Origin of the sequence: Marinobacter sp. CP1 (assembly GCF_001266795.1) — a bacterium.
Classification (GTDB): domain Bacteria; phylum Pseudomonadota; class Gammaproteobacteria; order Pseudomonadales; family Oleiphilaceae; genus Marinobacter; species Marinobacter flavimaris.
In genome coordinates, this window is sequence record NZ_CP011929.1 from 4,289,227 (window position 1) to 4,302,563 (window position 13,337).

Sequence of the window (13,337 nt, forward strand, 5' to 3'; positions counted from 1 at the left end):
AAAAGCAACACACAAACAGGGACATCACGGAAATGGGTTTTACATCAGAGCTGCTCAAGACAGTTACTTTTCAGGGTCTGTCCAGCACACCGGCTCGCCTGATCGCGGCTGGAGCGTCACTGGTCATCTGGGTCTTGTCAGTGCTTCTTCTAGTTGTACTGAGCTTTCGATTCGAGGCGGCCGGCATCGCGGATCAAATCGGGTTGGCAGCGGTCTCAATCATCCTCGTTCACTACTCACTGTCAGGGCGATTCTTGCTGGCGGATATTGCTATCTGGTTGGCTCTGCGCACACCGGTGGGTGTTTTGTACCGGAATGATCGCAAGATCCTGGGTAGAGCACGCAGAGTGATCCTTAGACTGGCCCGGCAGCATTCTTTTGCCAATTTCCTGCCCTACAGCAACATCAATCCCGCAGTTGCGAGCGCTGACAGCTTTGAAGTCTTCAAGCAGCAGGAAGCTGGAACACTCCAGTCGTGGTTGGATGACACGAAGAATCTCAATACAGCGGCACACCTGGTATTTCAGATCGCGCTTGTTGAGCAGGCTCTGGCTGCCGGGGACTACCCGAGACCCGAATTTTAAAAGGTCACACTCCGCTGACCTTTTGATCCCCAATTCGCCGAGTGCCCTCAATAAACTGGCCAGAAGCTCAGGAGGGCGCCTTCATGTTCATCACCACACCGTTAATCCGATGGGTCGTTAACCGGCTCTTTCAGTCTGGGAAGATAGACGGCCAACAGCGTGACCAGCTTCTGTCTCAGGATCGGCAGATCAATGTGGTCATCACCGGCGCAGCGCTGGTTCTCTTCGCTTCACTTTTCTTCTAATGGGGTGACCTTTTGACCAATATCGTTCACGCGAATTTCGGCGGCCGGCTTTGTGATGGGCAATTTTTCAATGCCGACGTGTACACGGAAAACCGGACCAAATACCAGTTTGAGGCAACGGCCGAATCCGCCACTGCGGCTTATTTCCGAATTATCGCTCTCGCAGTAAAAGAGGGGATCTCAGTGATTCGGCTGGTGGCGATGTTTGATGGGGTTTTGGCAGACAGGAAAGCTGATCACCCGCCCATCAAAGTGTGGTCACGTCCGAAAATCGCGTCTGGGTTGTAAAAGATGTTTTCTCGCTGGCTTCGCTCGCCCCGGTCATACCCGATCCTCGTCGTCGTGGCTGCTGCGATTGCGATGTTTGTCATCATTCAGATGGGTGACCCCGTCAGCATGACGTTTCCACTGCTGCTCTTCATCTCCGCCAAAATGGGAATTCTCTTTGCCTGTGTAGAAATCGGACTCTCTGTGACGGGGCTCTACAAGGGAAAGGAGCGGGTTTATCGCAGCATCAGTCGAGCGATAACTGCACTGGGCATGTCGATCAGCTTCATGCTGTTGCTTGGTGCGTTTGAGCAGGCCTTAAGGTGAGGGCGGTAACAATGAACGTCATGCGAGTTACCGAATTCCATTCTGCCGACGCGGCCATCGACCGTCGTATATTCCATTTGCTCGAACACTTTTCTACGTTTTGTCTGATTGAGTGCAGGCGGCAGAACGTGATTCAGATACCCTCAGAATGCCCGGTCCTTGTTTTGAACAATCTGGACCTGGCAAGAGACCCGGAAACCATATTGGGAAGCGTGATCACCGAATCACGCCCGCAGGATGTTCTGATCGTTGTGGACCATCAGCCAGACAATTGGCTTTTGGCCTCCGCCGGACTTAGACCAGTGGTTCACCTCGTTCTGGGCTCATCAGACCACCTCCACCACAAGCTCAGCAAACACCAGTCCGACGTTCCGGCAACTGCTTCGATTTCGACGGCACTGGCTTGCCTGGAACATGTTCGAGCTGCATAGGACGAAATCATGAGCGAGACCAATAAAATCGAGGCTGAAGCAAATCCGAAAACGGATCCTTTGGACGCCAGCACCCCCGTCTCTTACGACAACGAAGAAGTTGTTTGGGAGGGCAGTCCATCGCAGATAGTAAATCTTGGTGGCTTTATCTTTTGGGGCCTCGTTTTCGCGGCGGCCGGCGTTGGCCTGGTGTTATGGAATGCAGGGCTGAAAGAGCAATACACACCACTGATCGATCAAGTCGTCCGGTATTCAATCTACGGGCTTCTCATCGTTGGCGTCCTGAATGTTCTCATGTCTTATCTCACGGTGAAGTGTGAGCGGACCGTTATCACCCGCAACAAGATCAAAGAAGCAAAGGGCATCACCTCAATCTTCCGCCAGGAATTGTTCTGCGAAATGTCAGAGGTGTCAGACATTAAGAGTCCGCCAGCAGGGCTCATGGGGTTGTTCGGTCTGTCCACGCTGGTTCTTGAAACAAAAGATGCGGATCAACCGATCATTCGAATTCGAGCTATTCGAAATCGCGATGAGCTGGTGCAGAAGATTTTGCCGATCTGGCGGAAGCTCAAAATGGACCGCAAAGGCTACTTTGGAGATTAGCGATGAAAACACTGACCCTGTTGCTGCTTTGGGCTAGCCTGAGCACATTGGCGCTTGCCGAGCCCCCTGAGTACGACCGAAAATCTTTGCGTTTGGCAACGGAAGCAAACGCCCGAGAATTAGTTGAAATCTATTACGAAAAGGCTGCTGTCGGCTTGTCTGGTCGAGACTTGAATGTCTTCTACAGTCGAAAATACCGCCGCTTTCTGAGCGAATTGGTCGCCCAATTGGCCCAGACAACCGGCCAGGGTACAGCCATTGAGCAGCATCGCGTTCTCGAACTCGAGCGAATGAATGCAAAGTGCGAGAGCCTCACGTTCGAGGACGCCAAAACCTATGGCTCCCAGTCCCGGCAATCTGAATTGCATTACCTCGTGACCAATACCTGTGTCGATTACGTTCCGACAATTGCACGCACCATCGAGCTTCGCTACTCAACCGATATCGACAGTTGGCAGATCGATGAGGTGAGGGACCGGGAGCACGTGGAATGAAGCGGTTAGTCGGATCTCTCTGTCTGGTGGGTGCCATGATGACCGCTGCACCGGTCTGGGCCTCTACTGACGCTCCCTCTGGAAAGCCGTTTCCAGAGGTTACCTTTGACCGGGTCTCCGAAATTTTCGGGCACAACCTGGACACCAGCGAAGAGCGCCTGCAAACGCTGCTGCTGGCAATCGGCATGGACCACACGACGCCAACGTCACCGCATTTTCAGGAAGAGGTTGGTATCCCTTTCATTGTTCATTACGGACCGAATCACTGGGTCAACCGGCTGACCAGCGGAGACATGAGTGTCGATGTCCTGGTTAACAATGCTCTTCTCTTGCTTTTCGCCGAGGCGGATATTCCCAACCGGGAGCAAGCCGCCTTCGATCTCATGAAATTGGCGTCGGACAAAGGATACTGGCCTGCTGATTACTTCGTGGCCGAAACCAATCTGCTGAACCATCTGGTTCGCGGGCCAGAGGTTGCCATTCCTATGGCACCAACTATTGAGGCTAGTGGTCTCAAACAGCTGGCCCAGGACACGATGGACGCTTTTAACCGCTGTGCTGAAATTGGTTTCGCACCTTGTCGATATCGGATCGGCTTCTGGCTTTCAAACTCCCAGCAAACCCTACAGGACGGACTGAAGGTCCTGCAGGCCGCCATTGATGTAAATCTAAAAGACACCCGTTATGAAGACAAGCTGGATGGCGCTCTGGTTGCTGCAGCTCAAGAGTTGGCAGAGCGTGGTGGGGCGATTGGCTTAGACTCTGACACGGTCGATCAGTACAGGAAATTGATTGACCAGTACAGCAGGAGTGCAAGCCGCCTAGTGAACTGAGGCGGCAATACCAAGGCAGGTAGCAGATGAAAGAATCAGAATTTTACTGTGGTTATTTTACGGCTGATAGGACGGATCAGCACGGATTTGCGTCACTGCATGAGGCTGAACAAAAGGCGAGGGCACTTGCTGCAGAATCGGTAGACCCTGCTATTGCTGTGTGGGATCGTTGGGGCAAGCCCTGTGTCCTGATCTGGGGATCTCAGGAAATTCGGCGAGTAGGAGATGCACCCGAAGCTAACGCTAGCGATTCTCCTTGATGGTTGAGAGCCAGATGGGATGGTCGGATAACGATGGTGGCAGTATCCATCAAGGGCTCAAAGTCGCCGGTTTCCAGTTTCAAACTTCTTGAGAATCTGACACAGTCTTCAGGAGTACGTAAAAGCTGACTTGGATGGCTGAGCTCAGTCGTTTTCTTCATCATCGACAATCGACGATAAGCGCTTTTTCACAATTCCCGTAAGCCGAGCGTCATAACGAAAATCTTCAATCTCGCCAGCCCGCACTTTGTCAAAATCGGGGTGATCCCGAAGCAGCATTACGTTTCGTTCTCCAGGAATTAGGGCGCTAGGTACTGACAGGCCCAGAGACTGTTCGCTGGCAATCCAGTCATCACCGATCGCTACCAAGTCAGGGTGGCCGGGTTCCTGCCAATCATCTGGAAGCACAGAATCATCCAGCGTCATGATTAGCTTCTCTGGAACCTCAACCTGGATCCGTTTGTAGGGTGCAATAACTTGGTCAGGAACATGCACAAGCAACTCATAGGCAGCCAGCGACAGGGATTCCGCTAAATAGACAACTCGACTCCCAGGAGTATTCCAGCGCCCCCCATATCGAAAAGCGCCCTCTCCAGAAAGCATCTGATCAGGAGTCTCGGCGTATTGGGGGTCGCATATCCTGAATAATTTCAAATCACTCATGAAGGAATTCCATGTCGAATCCGTCCGATCAGATTCTCCACCTCACGAGCACCATATTCAGTTTGAGCATGTTCCAGCGGCGTTTCACCTTTGAAGGCGTAAGCAGGACTCTTGAGCCAGTGCCGGGCTGCCTCTCCATCCCCATGAAACATATCCGTTGCTAATGCAGCCAAACGCGTATACCGATAGACCCGATCCGACTCGACAGACTCGAGCTTACCGTCTTTCCTGCGCCGACTGAAAGTTGCTGATGTAATGTGCAGAAGCTTTAGCATCTCATTCTGACGGATGTTGAGGTACTCAACGAGCCGAGATACTGCGGCCGCAGGAAACCCTTCCGTGATGGAATGAACGATATCCGAATTTCCCTTTCGGTAAGTAGAATTTCTGTTAAAGATGATCTTCACAACCAGCTCTTTTTGGGCGCGTGCCTCATCATCGCTAAGCGTCCGCTTTTCAAGCTGAGGCTTAAACACCCTCTTGACTTGGCTGCGGGATTTATCTTTTCCGCCGGACTCAATAGTTATCATTTGATAGCCTCCAAAATTTCATATGATAACAGTATAGAGCCGGACACGGCCGGAAACAACAACCCTCCCTTGTATCTCCAGCGAAGGTGGCCCCATTCAATCCCTTTATCTCTTGGCGGTTGGCCAATGAAAGCTGAAGCGCCGAGTGCATTGCATTTTCCGGCCGTTACGGGGACCACGCTTCAGCGGTGCTAAACTCCTCTAAATCGTGAATACATCCAAATCAAGCATGCACTTCGTGATAGCAAGGAAACGGTCGTTTTCTGGACGCTTCGGAGTGCTTGCCGAAAACAAGGGTTTTTGCCTTGTTTCGCGTCCAATAATCACGTACAAGAATCTATGAACAGATAAGGTACGTTTGATGATCATAGGTTATGCACGTGTCAGCACTCAGGATCAGAACGCAGAGCTCCAAGTGGATGCTTTGGAGAAAGCCGGGTGCGACCAGGTTTTCCAGGAAAAGTTTACCGGCATGCGTCGAGAGCGACCTGAGCTTTCACAGTGTCTGCGTATGCTGCGTAAGGACGATGTTCTAGTCGTATGGAAACTCGACCGGCTGGCTCGGTCACTGAAAGACCTGGTTGAGATCGTCCAGGATCTCCATGATCGGGAAATTGGCTTCAAGTCACTGACGGAATCCATTGACACCACCAGTTCCGGTGGCCGGCTCGTATTCCATATTTTTGGGGCGCTTGCTGAATTTGAGCATGACCTGATTCGGGAACGGACAATGGCTGGATTACAGGCCGCCCGGGCTCGGGGGCGAAAAGGTGGTCGTAAACCGTCCATGTCAGATGACGATGTGAAGAAAGCGTCAGCCATGCTGTTAGACCCAAACATCACCAAAAAAGAGGTCGCTGAACACTTTGGCGTTGCCAGAACTACTCTGAACGTTTCACTTAACCGACACGAAAAGGGCTAATATTCTTAAAAAAAAGGAGAGGGAGAGCTACACCAGCAAGCACGTTTATTGGCTTGAACGGTTTATGGCATCCCTTCGTGTTCGTGGAAATCCCATTGGAACGGCAAGCAATCAGACAGTGCCTATGGAAATCCAATGCGACGGCCTGGCCTAGCTCTAGTTAGGGTGGGAATCGTGAATTCAGATAATAACTGCAGCACTTTGGTGTAACCAGGTAGAGATGGGAGGGCCGTTGCCGGTACCCTCACGGACTTTACCGACCAAAGTGAAGCAGTGATGAAGTACCGACAACTGACCCAGACACAACGATATCAGATTTCGGCCTTGCGTGTGACCGGCAAAAGCCAACGACAGATCGCCGGAATAATCGGTTGCCACAGCAGCACCGTTAGCCGTGAGTTAAGGCGAAACAGCACCTCGGGCTATGACCCCGAGCACGCGCAGCAACAGTCGAACGCCAGGCGCAGCCGAGCCTTTAAATGGCACAAAAGATTGCAGTGGCTGACAGAGTGGGTCAGCACACGATTAAAGCAACACTGGAGCCCTGAACAGATCGCCGGCTTCATGAATCGCATGAAGACGCCGGTTCGTGTCAGTCACCAGTGGATCTATGATCTGATCCATCGTGACCGGCTCAGCGGCGGCAATCTCTGGCGCTATTGCCGGCACAGAAACAGCCGCGGTCGTAGGCGCAATGCCAAGGATGCAGGCTTAGGCAAAATACCCAATCGCACGGGCATTGAACATCGCCCGGAAGAAGTTGAAAGCCGCGGCGCGCTGGGGCACTGGGAAGGCGACACAGTTCTTCAGGGCCACAAGCAATCTGGTGTAGTAACTCTGGTTGAGCGTCGGAGCGGCTACTTGCTTGCAGGTCGTCTACGCGAGTTCACGGCCAAACAGACAGCGCGAACCGTGATTCGTCTTCTGCAGCCGATTCGGGGCGCGGCTCAAACTTTGACCTTGGATAACGGCAGTGAGTTTTCAGAGCATGAACACATGGCCAAAGCGCTGAACTTGGACGCCTATTTTTGTGATCCGTATTGCTCGGGTCAGCGAGGCACCAATGAGAACACGAATGGTTTGCTACGCCAGTACTACCCGAAAGGGACGAACTTCGCCAAGCTGTCCCAAACTCATATCAATCGAGTGGTTGAGCAGCTGAATAACCGACCCAGGAAACGGCTGGGTTACCGGACACCGGCAGAGGTGTTCTGGGGTGAATATTCCGGGGCACTATAAATGAGCGGTGCTGCGGTTATTGGTTGAATCCACGATTTCAGAAGGCCGTTTGATTACAAAGCTAATTGCTCAATTAAGAAATCTGGACATTATTCAGAAAAGCCAACCAAAAAACGGATTATTAATGACACTCGACGAATACATCGCCTCAGTGAAAAACCGGGTTGCTTCGAACATCTCACGCGAGCACGCTTATCGTTCAGACTTTGAACAGCTGCTGCGCCAAATACTGCCGGACGTCGACGTGACTAATGAGCCCGTAAATGTCACTGATTGCGGGAGCCCAGATTTCGTTATAACCCGAAAAGGTTTACCCCTTGGTTATATTGAGGCAAAAGATGTAGGGAAGGATTTAGATTCCAAGGCTTATGCGGAACAATTTTCTCGGTACAGAAAGGCGCTTGATAATCTTATTATCACTGACTATCTGACCTTTCAGTTTTTTCAGCACGGCGAAAAGGTTCAAGAGATCAGTATTGGAGAGCTCGGTCCCAACGGCGTTAAGGCGATACCAGAAAATTTCCCCTTGTTGGAGCGGTGGCTTGAGCATTTCGCGACATTCATTGCACAAACGGTCAAATCTCCGATCAAACTGGCTGAACTTATGGCAGGTAAAGCTCGGCTGTTGGAGACAATTCTTGAGGGCGCGCTGCTCCGCGACTTGAAGGACGAGGTAATAACAGAGCTGACGAGTCAGTTCGAAACTTTTCAGGATATGCTGATTCATGATCTTCAGCCGAAGCAGTTCGCGGACCTATATGCCCAAACACTGGCTTATGGGCTGTTTGCAGCACGCTACCATGACCCGACTCTGGAAACTTTTGACCGTAATGAGGCGGCGCAACTGATCCCCCACAGTAACCCCTTGCTGCGAAATCTCTTTCAGTCGGTTGCCGGTTACAACATCGACGACCGAATCCGCTCAACAGTTGATAACTTGGCGGAGGTTTTTCGCCATTCGGATGTGCGCAAGATTCTAGATGGGTTTGGTAAAACGACTGCTCAGAATGATCCAATTGTCCATTTTTACGAGACGTTCTTGGCAAAGTACGATCCGGCGCTCAGAAAATCCCGAGGCGTTTGGTACACACCGGAGCCGGTTGTGGGCTTTATTGTCCAAGCGGTTGATGAGGTTCTGAAGCAACGATTCAATTTGCCGAACGGTCTGGCTGATAACTCGAAAACCTCGATAGAAGTAGAGTCACAGGTTCGTGATAAGCGAACTAGCACTGGTTACAGGCGCTATAAGAAAGATATTCATAGGGTCCAATTGCTTGATCCGGCCACAGGTACAGGAACGTTTATCTCTGAAGTGGTTCGTTCTATCTACACACAGTATTTCGCAAAGAACCAGGGAATATGGTCGAGCTATGTTGAGAATGATCTGGTTCCCAGGCTGAATGGGTTTGAGATCTTGATGGCCAGTTACGCTATGGCCCATCTAAAGCTCGACATGCTACTTGGAGAAACCGGTTTTAAGCCTAAGAACCCACAACAACGCTTGAGGGTTTTCCTTACCAATTCCTTGGAGGAACACCATCCAGACACGCACTCGCTCTTCGCGCAATGGCTAAGCAATGAATCACGTGAAGCCAATGCGGTGAAAAAAGATACACCCGTCATGGTGATCCTCGGGAATCCTCCATACTCAGGAGAAAGCCGGAATAAGGGAGACTGGATCATGCAGTTGATGGAAGATTACAAGAAAGAGCCTGGGGGAGAGATTCCGCTTCAAGAGCGTAACTCAAAGTGGATTAATGACGATTATGTGAAGTTTATGCGATTCGCTCAGCATTTTGTCGAACGAAATGGTGAGGGGATTGTTGCTTTTATCAACCCGCACGGGTTTCTTGACAACCCTACTTTCCGCGGGATGCGCTGGAACCTTCTTAAAACCTATGACGAAATTTATACGATTGATCTCCACGGTAATGCGAAGAAAAAAGAAGTTGCTCCAGATGGATCAAAGGATGAGAACGTCTTTGATATAGAGCAGGGTGTCAGCATAAATATATTGATCAAGACCGGGGAGAAGTCAGAAAAAGAGTTGGGGAAAGTTTTTCATCACGATTTATTCGGGAGCCGGAACGCTAAATATGATTATCTTTCGAACACGAATTTTTCCAGCGTTCCTTTTCAAGAGCTAACAATGGTTGCGCCTCAATTCTATATGATTCCAAGGAATCTCGATGCGCAAGCAGAATATGTAGTAGCCCCCATTTAAACCGGACACCTTGGTAGAAGCAAAGGCCTAGGCATAGACCTAGTGCAAAGGAGTGTCCAAGGTGGAGAGAATCGAAGTCATAACCGGAGTGCAGCGCCGTCGCCGGTATTCCGCGCAGGAGAAAGCATTCATGGTTGCAGAGTGTGAGCAGCCAGGCATGTCGGTATCGCTTGTCGCCCGGCGTCATGGTATATCAGCAAGTCTGTTGTTCCGTTGGAAGAAGCTGATGAAAGACGGTGGCATGTCCGCGATTGAATCCGGTGATGAGGTTGTAAGCGCATCCGAGGTGAAAGCCCTGAACAAGAAGGTTCGGGAGCTGGAGCGGATGTTGGGCCGCAAGACGATGGAAGCTGAAATACTCCGGGAAGCCCTGGAGGTGGCTCAGTCAAAAAAGTTGATCTCGCGCATGCCGTTGCTGCCACCGGACGATACCCTCTGAAGCGGGTTGCGGAAGTGCTGAAGGTGTCGCGCTCCAATCTTCTGGATCGCCTTCATGGTCGCCAGAAAGGCCGAAGCCCGAGATACAGCAAACAGGACGATGACCGGCATTTACCGTTTATCCGCGAGCTGTGCGAGGCCCGTGCGGCCAATGGCTATCGAAGGATCACGGCTCGACTGAATCGGTTGCTCGCAGCCAACGATGAGCGAGTAAACCACAAGCGCGTGTACCGACTGATGAAGCAGGATGGGCTGCTGTTACCCCGGTATACAGGGCGACCTCAAGAGCGCTGCCACAATGGCCAGGTTATTACGTTGAAGCCGGACCTTCGCTGGTGCTCGGATGGCTTTGAGATCCGCTGCTGGAACAAGGAGGTTGTCCGTGTAGCCTTCAGCCTGGACTGCTGTGATCGCGAGCTGATGCGCTATGTAGCGACCACTGGTGGCATCACCGGTGAGATGATTCAGGACCTACTGCTGGAAAGCCTGGAATACCGGTTCGGCCAGTCAGAGAGGGTGCCTCATCCGCTGGAGTGGCTGACAGACAATGGCAGCTGCTACATTGCCAAAGAAACGCGGACCTTCGCGTCCTCTCTGGGCTTTGTGGTGTGTACCACACCGGTGAGAAGCCCTCAGAGTAACGGCATGGCGGAGGCCTTCGTGAAGACGTTTAAGCGGGACTATGTGTACCTGAACGATCTCCCTGATGCCGCCACGGTGATGGCCAGGCTGCCGGGATGGATCGAGGACTATAACCGAAGCCACCCGCACAAGGGGCTGAAAATGAAATCGCCCTGGGAATATCGGGCAGAACTGGCATCAAACGAATGAGGTGGTGTCCGGTTTAGCGGGGGCAACTACAGAATATAATGACGGTTTTTCAGTTAGAGATCTCTTCCGAGTACGCTCAGTTGGAATTGCTACCGCGAGAGACAATTTTTCCATCCACATGTCGGCAGCCCAGGTGAGAAATACTGTAGATAGATTCCTTTCAATTGACGACGAAACCGCTCGGAATGAGTTTAATCTTGGAGATGATGTTCGTGATTGGAAAGTTCATTTAGCTCGGAGGGATTTGCACGATTCTGGCAGCAGAGATAGTTGTATTGTTCCCATTAGTTACCGACCTTTTGATTTTAGGTTTACCTATTACACAGGTCGCTCAAAAGGCTTTCACTGTATGCCTCGCAGTGAGGTAATGCGTCACTTTCTGGCTGGACCAAATCTTGGTCTCAGTTTTAATAGGAATATCGAGCAAAGGCGTCCATTTACGGATGTTTTTGTGTTCGATCGCTTAATTCAGCATCACTCTCTCTCCAATAAAGAAGTTAATAACATTGCCCCGCTCTATTTGTATCCGGGCGAAGGAGCGGGGCGAATCCCTAACTTAGTTGAGGAGCATGTGAGAGAGTTTGAATCCAGGCTCAGCCTAACCTTTGTTGGCGATGGTGAGTACTCCAGGAGCAGTTCATTCTCAGCGCTTGATGTTTTTGATTACGTTTACGCGGTGCTTCACAGTCCAACCTATAGAACTAATTTCTATGAATTTCTGAAAACAGATTATCCGAAAGTCCCGTACCCAAACCCAGATACGTGAAGTGGACCCCGAAATTTGGACAGGTGCCTAAGCTCTGATTCATCATCTCCACAAGGAGGAGAATCATGAGCAAGAAACGCAAGCAATACAGCGCATCATTCAAATCCAAAGTCGCCCTGGCCGCCCTCAAGGGTGACCAGACCACATCTGAAATTGCTGCCCGGTTTCAGATCCATCCGACCATGGTCAGCACCTGGAAACGCGAGCTGCTGGAGAATGCCCCGGACCTCTTCGAAGGCAAAAAAAGGTCCGGCAATCAGTCCAACGAGCCCAGTTCTGACGAGCTTTACCGCGAGATCGGTCGACTGACGGTGGAACGCGATTTTTTGTCGCGCAAGCTCGATCAGTAAGCCGTCAACGCCGGTTGGCGATGATCGAGCATGGCCATCCCCAAGTCAGCATTGTGCGCCAGTGCGAGCTGCTCAAACTGAGCCGCTCGTCGGTGTACTACGTCCCTCGTGAACAGTGTCAGGAGGATCTGGATCTGATGTACCTGATTGACCAGCAGCATTTGGAAACGCCGTACTATGGCTCTCGTAAGATGCGTGTCCACCTGGAACGTAAAGGCCACCGGATAAACCGCAAGCGGGTTCAGCGCCTGATGCGCACCATGGGCATTCAGGCGGTGTATCCACGCCCCAGAACCAGCATTCCGGGCGACGGGCACAAGGTGTATCCGTACCTGCTCAAAGGGCTGAAAATCGACCGCGCCAACCAGGTGTGGGCAACAGATATCAGCTATATTCCGCTGGCTCGGGGCTTCATGTACCTGGTCGCCATCATCGACTGGTACAGCCGCAAAGTGTTGTCCTGGCGGGTCTCCAATACCATGGACACAGACTTCTGTATTGATGCCCTGGAGGAGGCCTTACAGCGCCATGGAACGCCGGAGATCTTCAACACCGATCAGGGTGTCCAGTTCACCAGTGAGGCCTTCACAAGCGCTCTCAAAGAGCATGGCATCCGGATCAGCATGGACGGCAAGGGCTGCTACCATGACAACATCTTCGTGGAACGGCTCTGGCGCAGCGTCAAACACGAGTGCGTCTACCTCACAGCCTTCGAGGATGGACACCACTTAAAGCAGGCGCTCCACCGGTACTTCCGGCATTACAATCAGACCCGGTACCATCAGACCCTTGATTACCAAACACCGGATGAGGTGTACTACCAACAACCCATGACCCTGGCAGCTTGAACCGGGAATAAAACTGGATCAGAGCTTAACCGCACCTTCAAGCTGTCCAACTGATGGGGTCCACCTCAACGTTCTGGCCACTAGTAGATTTAGGTGGCCGCTTGAGAGATCTTCACCTGCTAGATTCCGCCCTACTTGATGAGACAAATTCGACCTATCCAGTTGAAGGCGATAACCGTGTTACACGGAAAATGACGAAGACAAGTCGTGGTTATGAACAAACCAATAGTGAGACAGGGAGGGTTTGGATTAACGACAGCCAGTATTTCGAGAACGTTCCTTTAATAGCTTGGGAATTCCATATAGGAGGTTATCAACCTGCGCAGAAATGGCTCAAAGATAGGCACGGGATGGAGCTCTCCTTCAATGACATACGTCACTATCAAAGCATTATTGCAGCATTGATGGAAACTCATCGATTGATGCATGAGGTCGATTCTTTGCTCTACTGATAAGGAGAACTCGAAGCAACAGCGCAGTCC

Annotated in this window: 17 protein-coding genes; 15 read left to right on the forward strand and 2 right to left on the reverse strand. The window is 51.4% G+C overall.

The genetic code is table 11. The features are described 5' to 3' along the window. The first annotated feature begins 32 nt into the window (after positions 1-32). The 8 genes from ACP86_RS19745 to ACP86_RS19775 all read left to right on the forward strand — a co-directional run bounded on the left by ACP86_RS19745 (position 33) and on the right by ACP86_RS19775 (position 3,784). Positions 33-584 carry a hypothetical protein gene (locus ACP86_RS19745; protein ID WP_041335747.1) on the forward strand — a complete coding sequence of 184 codons (552 nt, stop codon included), beginning with the start codon at positions 33-35 and terminating at the stop codon, positions 582-584. A gap of 83 nt (positions 585-667) precedes the next feature. Beyond that, complete coding sequence (locus ACP86_RS23030) at positions 668-829, forward strand: hypothetical protein (RefSeq protein ID WP_164732159.1); 162 nt, start codon at positions 668-670, stop codon at positions 827-829. A 12-nt stretch (positions 830-841) separates the two neighbouring features. Next, entirely contained in the window at positions 842-1,117 is a 276-nt protein-coding gene (locus ACP86_RS19750; RefSeq protein ID WP_041335744.1) for a hypothetical protein, read from the forward strand. 3 nt (positions 1,118-1,120) lie between these two features. Next, positions 1,121-1,423, forward strand: coding sequence for a hypothetical protein (locus ACP86_RS19755; RefSeq protein ID WP_041335742.1), 303 nt, complete (start codon positions 1,121-1,123; stop codon positions 1,421-1,423). 11 nt (positions 1,424-1,434) lie between these two features. Next, on the forward strand, positions 1,435-1,854 hold the full coding sequence (locus tag ACP86_RS19760; protein WP_041335738.1) for a hypothetical protein: 420 nt from the start codon (positions 1,435-1,437) through the stop codon (positions 1,852-1,854). Between the two features lie 9 nt (positions 1,855-1,863). Then, positions 1,864-2,457 carry a hypothetical protein gene (locus ACP86_RS19765; RefSeq protein WP_053115194.1) on the forward strand — a complete coding sequence of 198 codons (594 nt, stop codon included), beginning with the start codon at positions 1,864-1,866 and terminating at the stop codon, positions 2,455-2,457. A gap of 2 nt (positions 2,458-2,459) precedes the next feature. Next, positions 2,460-2,951, forward strand: a complete 492-nt coding sequence (locus ACP86_RS19770) for a hypothetical protein (RefSeq protein WP_041335736.1) — start codon at positions 2,460-2,462, stop codon at positions 2,949-2,951. Positions 2,952-2,986: 35 nt separating this feature from the next. Further along, entirely contained in the window at positions 2,987-3,784 is a 798-nt protein-coding gene (locus ACP86_RS19775; protein WP_227507763.1) for a hypothetical protein, read from the forward strand. 404 nt (positions 3,785-4,188) lie between these two features. On the opposite strand, the gene ACP86_RS19780 is transcribed toward ACP86_RS19775, so the two are convergent. Together ACP86_RS19780 and ACP86_RS19785 are read right to left on the reverse strand one after the other, a co-directional pair. Next, complete coding sequence (locus tag ACP86_RS19780) at positions 4,189-4,707, reverse strand: RES family NAD+ phosphorylase (RefSeq protein WP_052479582.1); 519 nt, start codon at positions 4,705-4,707, stop codon at positions 4,189-4,191. Further along, a complete protein-coding gene (locus tag ACP86_RS19785) occupies positions 4,704-5,237 on the reverse strand; it encodes an antitoxin Xre/MbcA/ParS toxin-binding domain-containing protein (RefSeq protein ID WP_052479581.1) in 534 nt (177 codons plus the stop codon). Before ACP86_RS19785 ends, ACP86_RS19780 begins: the two co-directional genes overlap by 4 nt. A gap of 361 nt (positions 5,238-5,598) precedes the next feature. Between ACP86_RS19785 and ACP86_RS19790 the strand changes: the two genes are divergently transcribed. The 7 genes from ACP86_RS19790 (at position 5,599) to ACP86_RS19825 (ending at position 13,307) form a co-directional block, all read left to right on the forward strand. Next, positions 5,599-6,159: a recombinase family protein gene (locus tag ACP86_RS19790; RefSeq protein ID WP_053115195.1), complete on the forward strand. Its 561-nt coding sequence runs from the start codon at positions 5,599-5,601 to the stop codon at positions 6,157-6,159. 276 nt (positions 6,160-6,435) lie between these two features. Further along, the gene (locus ACP86_RS19795) at positions 6,436-7,398 is read left to right on the forward strand and encodes an IS30 family transposase (RefSeq protein WP_075267727.1); all 963 of its coding nucleotides are present in this window, start codon (positions 6,436-6,438) and stop codon (positions 7,396-7,398) included. A gap of 19 nt (positions 7,399-7,417) precedes the next feature. Beyond that, positions 7,418-9,622, forward strand: coding sequence for a DNA methyltransferase (locus ACP86_RS19800; RefSeq protein ID WP_141201869.1), 2,205 nt, complete (start codon positions 7,418-7,420; stop codon positions 9,620-9,622). A gap of 61 nt (positions 9,623-9,683) precedes the next feature. Then, a protein-coding gene (locus ACP86_RS19810) for an IS3-like element ISMaq2 family transposase (protein WP_094182537.1) occupies positions 9,684-10,891 on the forward strand; the annotation gives its coding sequence in 2 pieces (ribosomal slippage) (positions 9,684-10,011 and positions 10,011-10,891; 1,209 coding nt in all). A 4-nt stretch (positions 10,892-10,895) separates the two neighbouring features. Then, on the forward strand, positions 10,896-11,657 hold the full coding sequence (locus ACP86_RS22780; RefSeq protein ID WP_141201868.1) for a type ISP restriction/modification enzyme: 762 nt from the start codon (positions 10,896-10,898) through the stop codon (positions 11,655-11,657). Positions 11,658-11,722: 65 nt separating this feature from the next. After that, positions 11,723-12,855, forward strand: a protein-coding gene (locus tag ACP86_RS19820; protein ID WP_144422721.1) for an IS3 family transposase whose coding sequence is annotated in 2 segments (ribosomal slippage) — positions 11,723-11,993 and positions 11,993-12,855 — 1,134 coding nt in all. Because the reading frame shifts where the segments join, the coding sequence is not laid out codon by codon here. A gap of 53 nt (positions 12,856-12,908) precedes the next feature. Then, positions 12,909-13,307 carry a type ISP restriction/modification enzyme gene (locus ACP86_RS19825; RefSeq protein WP_158499470.1) on the forward strand — a complete coding sequence of 133 codons (399 nt, stop codon included), beginning with the start codon at positions 12,909-12,911 and terminating at the stop codon, positions 13,305-13,307. Positions 13,308-13,337 lie beyond the last annotated feature (30 nt).

Excerpts from the sequence above, each read along its gene's own strand:
- ACP86_RS19745 (WP_041335747.1), top strand. The coding sequence starts at position 33 with ATGGGTTTTACATCAGAGCTGCTCAAGACAGTTACTTTTCAGGGTCTG.
- ACP86_RS23030 (WP_164732159.1), top strand. The coding sequence starts at position 668 with ATGTTCATCACCACACCGTTAATCCGATGGGTCGTTAACCGGCTCTTT.
- ACP86_RS19755 (WP_041335742.1), top strand. The coding sequence starts at position 1,121 with ATGTTTTCTCGCTGGCTTCGCTCGCCCCGGTCATACCCGATCCTCGTC.
- ACP86_RS19760 (WP_041335738.1), top strand. The coding sequence starts at position 1,435 with ATGAACGTCATGCGAGTTACCGAATTCCATTCTGCCGACGCGGCCATC.
- ACP86_RS19765 (WP_053115194.1), top strand. The coding sequence starts at position 1,864 with ATGAGCGAGACCAATAAAATCGAGGCTGAAGCAAATCCGAAAACGGAT.
- ACP86_RS19770 (WP_041335736.1), top strand. The coding sequence starts at position 2,460 with ATGAAAACACTGACCCTGTTGCTGCTTTGGGCTAGCCTGAGCACATTG.
- ACP86_RS19775 (WP_227507763.1), top strand. The coding sequence starts at position 2,987 with ATGATGACCGCTGCACCGGTCTGGGCCTCTACTGACGCTCCCTCTGGA.
- ACP86_RS19780 (WP_052479582.1), bottom strand. The coding sequence starts at position 4,707 with ATGAGTGATTTGAAATTATTCAGGATATGCGACCCCCAATACGCCGAG.
- ACP86_RS19785 (WP_052479581.1), bottom strand. The coding sequence starts at position 5,237 with ATGATAACTATTGAGTCCGGCGGAAAAGATAAATCCCGCAGCCAAGTC.
- ACP86_RS19790 (WP_053115195.1), top strand. The coding sequence starts at position 5,599 with ATGATCATAGGTTATGCACGTGTCAGCACTCAGGATCAGAACGCAGAG.
- ACP86_RS19795 (WP_075267727.1), top strand. The coding sequence starts at position 6,436 with ATGAAGTACCGACAACTGACCCAGACACAACGATATCAGATTTCGGCC.
- ACP86_RS19825 (WP_158499470.1), top strand. The coding sequence starts at position 12,909 with ATGGGGTCCACCTCAACGTTCTGGCCACTAGTAGATTTAGGTGGCCGC.